Genomic DNA, 11,831 nt, shown 5'->3' with positions numbered 1-11,831 from the left:
GTTGGAGGGGTTTCATGGGTACGACGGTTCTGATCGTCGACGACAGCAAGCTGGCCCGCATCGTGGTCGGCAAGGCGATTGCGGCCCTGCAGCCAGAGTGGCGTCGGCTGGAGGCTGGCAACGCCGACGAGGCGCTGTCTCTGTTCGAAAACGAAAAGATCGATCTGGTGGTCCTGGACTTCAACATGCCCGGCCGCGACGGCCTGGAGCTGGCCGAGGACCTGCGTGGACGCTTCGCGGACATGCCCATCGCGGTCGCCACGGCGAACGTTCAGGACGAAATCATCGCGCGAGCCCGCGCGGCCAACGCCACCTTCATCGCCAAGCCCGTCACCGAGGACGGCATGCGGGGTTTCATCTCGGGCGCGGCCCTGCGGCTGCGGTCAAGCGGCCAATGAGTGTTCAGACCATCTTCCTGGAGGAGCTGGAGCGCGACGCGCTGACCGAACTGGTCAATATCGGTGTCAGCCGCGCCGCCAGCAGCCTGCGTAAGATGGTCGGCCAGCAGGTGTTGCTGTCCGTGCCCTCGGTCGAGGTCATGACCCGCGACAGCGCCGCCACGCTGATCCGCGAGCGCGAGGCGGGCGAGCTGGTCGCCGTGCGTCAGGACTTCGAAGGCGTGTTCTCCGGTCGCGCCCTGCTGATCTTTCCTCAGGCCAACAGCCTGGCCCTGGTCCACGCGGTCACCGGGGGCGCGCTGTCCGCGGGCGAAGCGCTGGAGATGGAAGACGAGGCGCTGGCCGAGACCGGCAATGTGGTGCTCAACAGCTGCCTGGCGACCATGGCCAACATGCTGCAGAGGCCTCTGCAGATGTCCTTGCCCGAGGTGTTTCGGGGCGACGGCGCGGCGCTGTTCAGCCTGTCGGCCAAGCACGCCGATGGCGGGGTGGTGCTGTTCCTCTACATCAACTTCGCGATCAACGATCGCGACATCCGCGGGTACATCGCCATGCTGATGGACTTGCCATCGCTGCAGGCCCTGCGAGCGCTGATCAACGATTTCATCGAGCGCGTCGCGGGCGACGTCGCTTGACGCGCGTGCCTGAACCTATTGCCCAGCTTGGCGTTGTAGCGAGGTCATGAATGACATCGTCGATCCAGCGATCCGCCGAGTGAACCGGGGGGCGGCCGCGGACCTGGACGCCTTGCGCGCCCTGGCCGGTCCGCTTTTCGACGCGCTGGTCGGTTCGGGCATGGCGGTCGCCGTCAGTGACCCGCGCCGCAAGGACGACCCGATCGTCTTCGTCAACGCCGCCTTCGAAGTCCTGACGGGCTACGACGCCACCGAGGTCGTCGGCCGCAATTGCCGTTTCCTGCAGACCGCCGAGACCGACGCCGACACGGTGGCGCGGATCGCCGTCGCTCTGGCCGCGTCCGGCGCGGCCAACGCCGACCTGCTGAACGCCCGTCGCGATGGCTCCAAGTTCTGGAACCGTCTCAACATCACCACCGTCGCCGACGCGGCGGGGCGCCCGGCGTTCCGCATCGCCACCCAGGCTGATGTGAGCGGCGAGTACCGTAACGAAGACCTCGGCCGCGAACTCAATCTCACGCGTCAGCGTCTGATCGAGGCCAAGGAGCGGCTGCGGGTCGCCCAGGCCGTGGCCGGCGCGGCCGGCGCCTGGGAGTGGGACATCGCCAGCGGCCGCCTAGTCGCCGACGCGCGCTTCGCCACCCTTTATGGCCTGGATCCCGTCGCGGCCTCACAGGGCCTGCCGACTTCGGTATTCTTCGACACTGTCTTCGCGCCAGATCGCATGCGCCTGAAGATCGCCGTGGCCGGCGCTCTCAATGGGGCCGAGGTCTTCGCGCGCGACTACCGCGTCGTGATCGACGGCGAGGTGCGTTGGGTTTCGGCGCGCGGCCGCACCTTCCTGGATGAGCAGGAGAACCCGGTGCGGTTCTCGGGCGTCCTGGCCGACATCACCGACCAGAAGCGCGTCGAGGAGCGGCTGCGGATCGCCCAGACCGCTGGCGGCATCGGCAGTTTCGAATATCTGAGCGGCTTCGGCACGGCCGACGTCTCCGACGAGTTCTGCCGATTGCTCGGCCTGCAGCCCGCGCGCAGCCTGCCGATCCGCACGATCAATTCGGTCATGCATCCCGACGACCCGCCGCTGATCAGCGGGCGCGAGCGCGAGACGGACATCGGCGCGGCCTTCCACGAATTCCGCATCCGCCGCGCGGATACCGGCGAAGAGCGCTGGCTCGTCTGTCGAGGCGAATACCAGCAGGCGCCGACCGGCGGCGTCAGCTTCATCGGCGTTCTGTACGACATCACCGCCACGAAACGCTCGGAGGCGCGTCTGCGGACCTTGGCGGCGGCGCTCGAGGAGCGGGTCGAGGTCAGCCAGCAGGAGCGCGACCGAATCTGGAATCTGTCGCGCGACCTGCTCAGCATCGGCGACCGAACCGGCGTCTATCGCGCGGTCAACCCGGCCTGGAAGGACCTGTTGGGCTACGACGCCGCCGATCTGGTCGGCGTGCCGATGGGCGGCCTGGTCCATCCCGACGACAAGGCCCATGCGCGTGAACGCGCAGCAGGACTGCTAGCTGGTGACGCGGTCGCCGACTTCGATTGTCGTGTGCTGGCCAAGGACGGCGCCTATCGTTGGATCAACTGGACGGCAGTGCCCGAGGGCGATGTCGTCTATGCGGTCGGCCGCGACATCACTCAGCGCAAGCTGCTGGAAGACCAGTTGCGCCAGAGCCAGAAGATGGAGGCTGTCGGCCAGCTGACCGGCGGCCTGGCGCACGACTTCAACAACATGCTGACCGGCATCCTGGGCGGTATCGACATGGTCCGTCGCCGGATCGGCGAAGGCCGCGTCGCCGACGCCGACCGCTTCCTGGAGGCGGCGATGCAGTCGGGGCTGCGCGCGGCGGCGCTGACCCATCGCCTGCTGGCCTTCTCCCGTCGCCAGTCCCTGGACAGCCGTCCACTGGATGTCGAGACGCTGGTCGGATCGATGGAGGACATGCTCAGGCGGACGCTGGGCGAACAGGTCCGCCTCGAAACCGCCGTCGCCAAGGATGTCTGGACGGTCGTCGCCGACGACAATCAGCTGGAAAGCGCCATCCTCAACCTGGCGATCAACGCGCGCGACGCCATGCCCCAGGGCGGGCGGCTGACGATCGCGTCGCGCAATGTCGTGCTATCGGCCGAGCGGCTGGCCAAGAGCGACCGCGCCGAGCCGGGCGACTATGTCGAGCTCAGCGTCTCCGACACCGGCATGGGCATGTCGCCCGACATCCTGAACAAGGTCTTCGACCCGTTCTTCACGACCAAGCCGTTGGGGCAGGGCACCGGACTGGGCCTGTCGATGATCTACGGCTTCGTCCAGCAGTCGCGCGGCCATGTCGAGATCGAGAGCCGGGAAGGCGTCGGTACGACCATCCGCCTTTACCTGCCACGCCACCATGGCGACATCGCCGAGGTGGAGGCCGATCTTGAAGACGCCACCCACATCGGCGCCGGCGAGACCGTGCTGGTCGTCGAGGACGACCCTTCGGTGCGGATGCTGGTCATCCAGGTGCTTGAGGAGCTCGGCTACCGCGCCATCGAGACCGAGGGCGGCCGCGACGCCACGCCGATCCTGCAGTCGCGGCGTCCGATCGACCTGATGATCAGCGACGTCGGGCTGCCGGGCATGAACGGCCGCCAACTCGCCGAGATCGCTCGGGAAAGCCGGCCGAACCTGCCGATCCTGTTCATGACCGGCTACGCCGAACAGGCCGCCGACCAGACCGCTTTTCTGGCCGAAGGCATGGAGATCATCACCAAACCCTTCGCCATCGATAACCTCGCCCGCAGGATCGGCGCGATCCTGGAGCGGGCGGATGGTCCCGCCGTCATCTGACGATAGGCGAGCGATCTTGCTCGAGCTGAAGTCGACCAGCGACTCGTTACGGACTCTCGCCTTTGTCGTCACTTTGGCGCGACGCCGTCCTTAGGCGTCAGATGGCCGTGTCCGCGTCCGCGACCAAGGTCTTTGCGGTATTTCGCCGAGGTGTAAGCCCAGCCGTTTCTCGACTTGCCGTGATCGGCCTCATCCACCCTGGACTGGCTCTGTCGCGATACTGTCTCAGCTCGACCTTAAGCACGGCGGCGACGAAGCTTTGGAAACGTCGGGTGCGACCCAATGATATGGCTCAGGGAGTTCGATCATTGGTTCATCGATCAGGTGCTGCCGTATGAGCGGCAGTATCTGAAGCTGGCGAGGAAGCTCACCGGCGATTTCGATGAAGCCGCCGACCTCGTGCACGACGCCTATGCCCGGATGTTCGCCCACGAGGGCGCGCGGCAGGCGGCCAATCCGCGGGCCTATGTGCTGCAGATCATCCGCAATCTCGGCATCCAGAAGATCCGCCGCGCCCGTATCGTCTCGTTCGAGAGCGTCGCGGCCGTGGAGGACCTGCAGCAGGCGGACCTGGGCGTCGACGCCTTGGGCCAGCTGTCCGATCGCGACGAATTGCGGCGGTTGATCGCCGCGGTCCAAAAGCTTCCGCCACAGGCGCGGCGGGTCGTGATAATGCGACGGTTCGACGAGATGTCGCCCAAGGACGTAGCGGCGCGGCTCGGCATAAGCGTCTCTACTATGGAGAAGCATCTCGCCAAGGGCCTCAGCCTGCTGGCGCAGATGCTGGACGCGGCGGAAATGGCGGAGGAACCCGTCCAAGGAGAACGTGAGACCGGATGGAGCCGCAGGACCAAGTCGACCACAAGGCGATAAGGGACCAGGCCAGCCTCTGGTTGTCGCGCCTCGACTCCGGCTCCGCTGATCTCGAGGCCTTCGAACGCTGGCGCGACGCCCACCCGGCCCATGCCGCCGCCTTCGCCAAGATAAGCCGTCTCTGGTCGAAACTCGGCGACGCCGGGGCGCTGACCGATCTCCAGCGCGCGGAGCCCGCGCCGGCGCAATCTTCGCGCCGGGCCTTCCTGCGCGCCGCCGGCGTGGTCGGCGCGGCGGCGGTGGTCGGAGCGGGCGCGTTCGCCACCAAGTCCTTCGCTCGCTCGACCGCCAGCACCTTGCCGGGGGAGCGCCGTCGCGTGTCGCTGGGCGACGGCGTGGCCGTGGAGCTCAACACCGACAGCAAGATCTCGTGGCGGCGCGGGGCGCGCGCGACCGAGGTCTGGCTGGAGCGCGGCGAGGCGGCCTTGATCGTGCCGCCATCCGTCACGCGTCCGTGCACGCTCAACGCCGGCGCCGTCACCGCCGACCTGGGGACGGGAGAGTTCAACGCCCGCCTGCGCGGCGGCTCGCTGAATCTGCTGGTGCTGCGCGGCGCCGGGGCCTTGCACGCCTCGGGAGGGCAAGGCGCCCCGGCGACCCGCTTCAGCCAGGGCCAGAGCGTCCTGGCCACCGCCTCGCGCACCCTCGTCCAGGCCGCGTCCGCGGAGTCGGTGGACGACGTTTCGGCCTGGCGGCGCGGCGAGATCGTCTTCCAGGGGGCCCCGCTCGGCGCGGTCGTCGAGGAGTACAATCGCTACCTGACCAAGAAGATGGTCATCGCCGATCCCGAGTTGAGCAAGCTGCGGCTGGGCGGTCGGTTCACCAATTCCGACCCGACCGATTTCCTGGCCACGCTGCGTTCCAGCTTCGATATCGACGCGGTGGACGCGGGCGGCGACACCATCATGCTGACCCGTTCCGAATAAAAATCGCGGTCGGCATAGAGCCGGGGCCACGCCCGAGCGTCTCTATGACGCAGCCTGCCCATTCGGGGGTGAGCGGCTGATCGGAGCGACCCTATGACCTTGAAGCGTTCTTCGAGCGCGCGCCTTCTGGCCGCGCTGATGGCGACCACCTGCGCCGTTTCGGCGCCCGCCGCCTGGGCCCAGACGGCCGAGATCACGTTCGACATTCCCGCTCAGGGCCTAGCCTCCGCGCTCAACGAATTCTCGCGTCAGGCCGGGGTGCAGATCCTGTTTCCCTATGACGCGACCGATGGCCGCGCGAGCAAGGCGCTGAAGGGCCGCTACACCGCCCGCGCCGCCCTGACCCTGCTGCTGGCCGGCTCGCCGCTGGTCGTCGACAGCGACAACGGCCGCACGATCGGCCTGGTGTCCGCCAGGAAGGCGGGGCAGGGACAGTTCTCGGGCCTGGTCCGCCAGGCCGAAGGTCAGACCCCGCTTTCCGGCGTCCTGGTGCGCGTCGATGGCGACGGCCAGACCGCCGTCACCGACTCCGAGGGCCGCTACCGCTTCGGCAACCTGACGTCCGGCGCCCATAGCCTGACGTTTCAATATCTCGGCTTTCCCGACCTGAACGAGGACGTCCAGGTCGCGTCCGGCGAGAACGCGCCACGCACCACCGTCCTGGGCGGCTCCCAGGTCTCGGAGCTGATCGTCACGGGCCAGCGCGCCGGCCAGGCCCGCGCCCTCAGCCGCCAGCGCAACGCCGACAACCTCAGCAACGTCGTCGCCGCCGACCAGGCCGGCCGCTTTCCCGACCTGAACGCCGCCGAGGCCCTGCGCCGCATGCCCGGCGTCTCGGTGCAGCGCGAAGTAGTCGCCGGCGAAGGCCGCTACGTCTCGATCCGCGGCTTGGACAGCGGCCTGAACAACACCCAGATCAACGGCATGAACGCCGCCCAGCCGGAGAAGGAAAACCGCCGGGTGCCGCTGGACATGATCCAGACCAGCGCGTTGTCGTCGATCACCGTGCACAAGACCCTGCTGCCCGACCAGGACGCCGACGGCATCGGCGGCGCGGTGGTGTTGGAGACAGCCACGGCTTTCGACTTCGCCAAGCCCGTGCTGGACCTGACGTTCAGCGGCTTCCACCACGACTTGGCCGGCAAGACCAGCCCGATGTTCCAGGGCACCGCCGCCCGTCGCTTCGGTGATCACGACCAGTTCGGCGTGCTGGTCTCGGGCGGCTATTCCAAGCGCAAGACCAAGGGCTTCGTCTTCTACCAGGACGAGGACTATCTGAGCTTCGTCGAGGACGATCCCACCAGCGGCGTGACGCCCCTGCAGTACCACGTCGCCCAGTACGAGGATAAGCGCGAGAACATCTCGGCCAATGTCGCCCTGAACTGGGCGGTGTCGGAGGACACCGAGCTGACCTTCAAGGGCAGCTACAATCGCCTGTACGATCAGGAGCTTAGCCGCGAGATCTATTTCGAGGGCGGCACCGACGAATACGACGACAACGGCAAGCTGATCCTGACCGAGCCCGGCTCGGCCGAGATCTTCAACCAGTACGAAGAGACCGAACTGACCCAGCAGTCCTACGTGCTGACGGGCAGGACGCGGAAGGGCGCCTTCACCTTCAACTACGGCCTGGGCTATTCGGCCGGCGTCCGCAACGAGCCGTTCGACAACGAAGTCGCCTTCAAGGTCGATCTGGACAGCAACCTGTTCGGCTACGATTTCTCGGGCAAGTTCCCGCGGCCCAATCTGACGGCGGCCGATAGGGCGCGCATCGCCGATCCCTCGCAGTACGAGCTCGGCTACAACGACATCGACATCGACGATCAGAAGAACACCCGCGCCGCCGCCCACATCGACGTCACCTACGAGCCCAATTCCAGCTGGCTGCGCTCGGTGAAGTTCGGGGCCAAGGCCGAGCGCTCCAAGCGCGAGCTGGTCGAGGGCAACGTCATGGAGCTGGAAGGCCCGCTGACCATGAAGGCCTTCGGCGTCGGGCCGTTGGTCGACGTCTCCAAGACCGGCGCGCCCTACGCCCCATTCCTCTCGCTGGACATCGCCCAGGTGAAGGCCTGGCGGACCTATTCGCAGAAGCTGGTCGACACCAATCCGGACTTCGAGAACGCCTATGTCGAGGACGGCGTGATCCCGCGCGACGAGGACAGCTACAAGAGCCGCGAGAACATCTATGCCGGCTATCTGATGGCCAAGGGCGTCTGGGGGGCGTGGGAGGCGATCGGCGGCCTGCGCGTCGACCACACCCGCGTGGCCTCGGACAATTGGGAGGCCGTGGCGCTGGAAGGCCAGGCGCCGACCTTCACCCCGGTCACCGGCAGGGCCAGCTACACCAGCTGGCTGCCTCGCCTGCAGGTCAACTACCGGCCCAGCGACGACACCGTGGTGCGCGGCGCGTTCTTCACCTCGATCGCCCGGCCAGAGCCATTGTTCATCTCCGGCGCGACCACGATCGAGGAAGAGGATGGCGAGGTCGACGTCACCGTCGGCAATCCGGGCCTGAAGCCGGCCTATTCCTACAATTTCGACCTGGGCTTCGAGCACTATCTCGGCTCGATCGGCACGGTGTCGGCCGGCGTCTACTACAAGCGCATCGACCGCTTCATCTTCAGCGGCGTGGCCGGTGAGACCGAGGGCGACCGGGCGCGCTTCGAGAACGATCCGCGCCTGGTCGGCAAGGAGATCGACGACGTCACCACCTATACCAACGGCAAGCGCGCGACGGTCTACGGCCTGGAGCTGAACCTGGTTCGCCAGTTCACCGACCTGCCGGGCCCGTGGGGCGGCCTGGGCGTCTACGCCAACGCCACCTTGCAGCACAGCAAGGCCGATCCCGGCGTCGACGACATCGCCAAGGGCGTGTTCTTCAACGCGCCGAAGCAGATCTACACCTTCGCGGCGACCTACCAGAAGTACGGGCTCGAAGGGACCCTGGCCTATGGCTGGCGCTCGCGTCAGGCCGTGCGTTTCTCCAGCTACGGTACGCGGATCACCGAGGAAGCCTATGGCTCGCTCGATGGCCAGCTGCGCTATGCGATCAACAAGCGGGCCAAGGTGTTCGTCAACGCCGTGGACATCCTCAACGATGGCGACAAGCCGATCGTCGACGAGCGCTACGGCTCCGGCGCGCGCTACCTGGAGGGGGCGACCTACAGCGGTCGCACCGTCACCTTCGGCGTCAATCTGAGCTTCTGAGGCTGGCGATGACCTGGACCTGGCCCTCGCGCGTCCATGATGACAAGGGCCGCGCCGCCTGCGGCCGGCCGCGCGGGGGCGAGCCGATTGGTGCGCTGATCGACCGGCGAGGCCTGCTGATGGCGGGCCTCGCCGCGGGGATCGCCGCGCCGCTCGGCGTCCAGGCCCAACCATCTCTGGGGGCGACCGGCTTCAAGCCGCTGTCGCCCTCGATCGGCCCGGTCGAGGCCTTGCCCGAGGGCTTCAAGCGCACCGTCGTGCTGCGTTGGGGCGATCCCCTGTGGTCGGACGCTCCGTCGTTCGATCCGTCCGCCCTGACGGCCTCGGCCGCCGAGCGGCAGTTCGGCTACAACAACGATTTCACCGCTTTCCTGCCCCTGCCGTCGAACGACCCCGACGGCGGCCTGCTGGTGGTCAATCACGAATACCCCGTGCCGTTCCTGATGTTCCCGGGCGTGGTGCGCGAGGCCGGCGCCTCGACGCTGACCGACGAGCAACTCAGGGTCTGCATGGCCGTCGTAGGCATGAGCGTCGCCGAGGTCCGGCGGGAGAACGGGATCTGGCGGCTCGTTCCTGACAGCCCGTTCAATCGCCGGGTCACGGCCACGACGCCCATTCGCATCTCCGGCCCGGCCGCGGGGCATCCCAAGCTGCGGACCAAGGCCGACCCGACCGGGCGGCTGGTCCTGGGTACGCACGATAACTGCAACGGCGGCGTCACGCCCTGGGGCACGGTGCTGTCGGGCGAAGAGGGCTCGGCCGACTTCTTCGGCGGCGACTGGCGCCATCACCCCGAACCCGAGCGGATGAAGCGCGGCTACTACACCGATCTGGAGCCTGACGGTCGCTATGGCTGGGCCAGGGTCGACAAGCGCTTCGATCTCGGCGTCGAGCCCAACGAGTCCAACCGCTTCGAGTGGGTGGTCGAGATCGACCCGCTCGATCCCACCGCGCCGCCGGTCAAGCGCACCGCCCTGGGTCGTTTCGCCCACGAGGGCGCCCACAGCGTCGTCGCGCCGGACGGCCGGGTGGTGGTCTATCTCGGCGACGACTGGGAGTACGAGTATTGCTACCGGTTCGTCAGCAACGGGGTCTTCAATCCCAAGGATCGCGCCGCCAACCGCGACCTGCTCGACGACGGCGTGCTGAGCGTGGCGCGCTTCCATGTCGACGGAACGATGGACTGGGCGCCGCTGGTGTTCGGGACCGGCCCGCTGACGCCGGCCAACGGCTTCCACAGCCAGGGCGACGTGCTGATCGAGACCCGCCGCGCCGCCGACCTGGTGGGCGCCACGCCGATGGACTCGCCCGAGGGCTATGAGCCCAATCCAAAGACCGGCCGCGTCTACATCGCCTTGACCGGCGTGGACGATCGCACGGCGGCGCCCAACCCGGCCAACCCCCGCGCCAACAACACCGGCGGTCATATCCTTGAGCTCACGCCGCCAGATCATGGCAAGGGCCCGGATCACGCCGCCGACCGGTTCGCCTGGAGCGTCTTCGCCCTCTGCGGAAACCCCGCCGTCGCCGGGTCGGGCGCTCGCTTCCATCCGCACGCCGGGCCGGAAGACTGGTTCGAGGCGCCCGACAATATCGCCTTCGACCCCGAGGGGCGGATGTGGGTCTGCACGGACGGTCCCGGTGCGCGCGATCACGACGGCCTGTGGATGATGGAGGTCTCGGGACCCCAGGCGGCGTGGCCTCGGCTGTTCTACTCGCCGCCGCCAGGCTCGGAATGCTGCAGCCCGGCCTTCACGCGCGACGGCAAGGCCATGTTCCTGTCGGTGCAGCACCCCGCCGAACGCTCGGCGTCGCTCGAACGGGCTGCGACCCGCTGGCCGGACTTCGTCGAGGGGCGTCCGCCCCGGCCTTCGGTGATCGTCATCGAGCGGACGGGGTAGGGCCTTCTGCTGGCGTGAACCACGACGGGCGCACCACGAATTTCAGGTCCAGCGGATCGGGCGCGCCCGGATAGTAGTCGCTGCTGATGATCTGCGCGCCCGACTGCTCCGCCGACTTCAGGCGGGCGAGGTCGTGGTTGCGGGCCTCGGTGGTGTCGGCGTCGCTGCGTGTGCGGACCAGGAAACCCTGGGCGACCAGGGTCTTGATGCGGGCCTCTTCCGGGCGCGGGTCCTGGATGTTGAACACCGCCGCCTCGGGTTGATCCTCGGCATAGAGGCCGAACAGGATGCGCCCCTTCAGCGACGGATGGCCGGTGCGATAGGCCTCTTCGATGCGGGGATTGGCGTCCAGCACCAGCAGCACCTTGCCGCGCGCGCTGGCGGCCGTGGGCCAGCCGCCGCCGGTGACGCCTTCGCGCAGGGTGGCGCGCGAGCCTCGGACGTCGTCCGGCGTGACGATCCGATCGCGGCCGAACGCCTTGATCGCATCGGCGTCCAGACCGGCGAAGTCAGTCTCGGTCCAGAGCGGCGGGTTCGGGATGGCCGGGTTGTTGAACGGCTCTTCCTTGGTGTTGACGAAGATCACGATCGGCTGGTGACCGGGATGGGCCTTGGACCAGGCCGCCACCTCGGCGAAGCAGTCCGACAGACGCAGGCACAGGGTGCGATTGTCGATCACGGGGGCATGCAGCACCTTGGCGCCGGGCTTCTTCATGATCGCCAGCTTGGCCGAGTCTTTGGCGTAGGGCGCGGCGTAGAGGCCGCCGGCCGTGTCGGCGTAGGGATCGAATTCCAGCTGCCGGACGCCCAGGTCCAGCTGCGCCTTGATCGGCGGATGCCCATACTCGACGCCGCGCGAACGCTCGCCCATCACCTGGCGCTGGTGCGCGAGGGCGGCGGGATCGAGCTCGGGGCGGTAGCTGTTGTGCGAGCCCAGCCAGTGCAGGCCGTTGATCTTCGGCGCCTCGGCCGCCTGGGTTGCGAAGGCGACGACCGACAGGGCGGCGGCGAGGAACAGCGAGCGCATGGTGACCTCGTGAGAATGAGAAAAGCGCGGACCGGCC

At 67.8% G+C, this 11,831-nt stretch carries 8 protein-coding genes; 7 read left to right on the top strand and 1 reads right to left on the bottom strand.

Features of this window, described 5'->3' with window-relative positions:
• Positions 1-14 precede the first annotated feature (14 nt).
• The 7 genes from AC07NI_RS07730 (at position 15) to AC07NI_RS07700 (ending at position 10,767) form a co-directional block, all read left to right on the top strand.
• Positions 15-398, top strand: coding sequence for a response regulator transcription factor (locus tag AC07NI_RS07730; protein ID WP_494617591.1), 384 nt, complete (start codon positions 15-17; stop codon positions 396-398).
• Positions 395-1,033 carry a chemotaxis protein CheC gene (locus AC07NI_RS07725; RefSeq protein WP_494617589.1) on the top strand — a complete coding sequence of 213 codons (639 nt, stop codon included), beginning with the start codon at positions 395-397 and terminating at the stop codon, positions 1,031-1,033. Before AC07NI_RS07730 ends, AC07NI_RS07725 begins: the two co-directional genes overlap by 4 nt.
• A 46-nt stretch (positions 1,034-1,079) precedes the next feature.
• Entirely contained in the window at positions 1,080-3,860 is a 2,781-nt protein-coding gene (locus AC07NI_RS07720; RefSeq protein ID WP_494617586.1) for a PAS domain S-box protein, read from the top strand.
• Positions 3,861-4,142: 282 nt separating this feature from the next.
• Complete coding sequence (locus tag AC07NI_RS07715; protein WP_494617583.1) at positions 4,143-4,733, top strand: RNA polymerase sigma factor; 591 nt, start codon at positions 4,143-4,145, stop codon at positions 4,731-4,733.
• Positions 4,697-5,659 (top strand): FecR family protein, encoded by a 963-nt coding sequence (locus AC07NI_RS07710; RefSeq protein WP_494617581.1) that lies wholly within the window; start codon positions 4,697-4,699, stop codon positions 5,657-5,659. Before AC07NI_RS07715 ends, AC07NI_RS07710 begins: the two co-directional genes overlap by 37 nt.
• A gap of 93 nt (positions 5,660-5,752) precedes the next feature.
• Complete coding sequence (locus tag AC07NI_RS07705; RefSeq protein WP_494617578.1) at positions 5,753-8,866, top strand: TonB-dependent receptor; 3,114 nt, start codon at positions 5,753-5,755, stop codon at positions 8,864-8,866.
• An 8-nt stretch (positions 8,867-8,874) separates the two neighbouring features.
• On the top strand, positions 8,875-10,767 hold the full coding sequence (locus tag AC07NI_RS07700; RefSeq protein ID WP_494617575.1) for a PhoX family protein: 1,893 nt from the start codon (positions 8,875-8,877) through the stop codon (positions 10,765-10,767).
• Here the strand turns inward: AC07NI_RS07700 and AC07NI_RS07695 are convergent.
• Positions 10,748-11,794 (bottom strand): phosphatidylinositol-specific phospholipase C domain-containing protein, encoded by a 1,047-nt coding sequence (locus AC07NI_RS07695; protein WP_494617573.1) that lies wholly within the window; start codon positions 11,792-11,794, stop codon positions 10,748-10,750. The genes AC07NI_RS07700 and AC07NI_RS07695 overlap by 20 nt on opposite strands.
• Positions 11,795-11,831: the final 37 nt, after the last annotated feature.

The sequence above is a fragment of the Caulobacter sp. GW821-FHT10E02 genome (assembly GCF_059415225.1).
The sequence above is the reverse complement of the archived record's forward strand: the minus strand, read 5'-3'. Positions and strand labels throughout refer to the sequence as shown.

Coding starts and splice junctions, on each gene's coding strand:
- AC07NI_RS07730 (WP_494617591.1), top strand. CDS start 15: ATGGGTACGACGGTTCTGATCGTCGACGACAGCAAGCTGGCCCGCATC.
- AC07NI_RS07725 (WP_494617589.1), top strand. CDS start 395: ATGAGTGTTCAGACCATCTTCCTGGAGGAGCTGGAGCGCGACGCGCTG.
- AC07NI_RS07720 (WP_494617586.1), top strand. CDS start 1,080: ATGAATGACATCGTCGATCCAGCGATCCGCCGAGTGAACCGGGGGGCG.
- AC07NI_RS07715 (WP_494617583.1), top strand. CDS start 4,143: ATGATATGGCTCAGGGAGTTCGATCATTGGTTCATCGATCAGGTGCTG.
- AC07NI_RS07710 (WP_494617581.1), top strand. CDS start 4,697: ATGGAGCCGCAGGACCAAGTCGACCACAAGGCGATAAGGGACCAGGCC.
- AC07NI_RS07705 (WP_494617578.1), top strand. CDS start 5,753: ATGACCTTGAAGCGTTCTTCGAGCGCGCGCCTTCTGGCCGCGCTGATG.
- AC07NI_RS07700 (WP_494617575.1), top strand. CDS start 8,875: ATGACCTGGACCTGGCCCTCGCGCGTCCATGATGACAAGGGCCGCGCC.
- AC07NI_RS07695 (WP_494617573.1), bottom strand. CDS start 11,794: ATGCGCTCGCTGTTCCTCGCCGCCGCCCTGTCGGTCGTCGCCTTCGCA.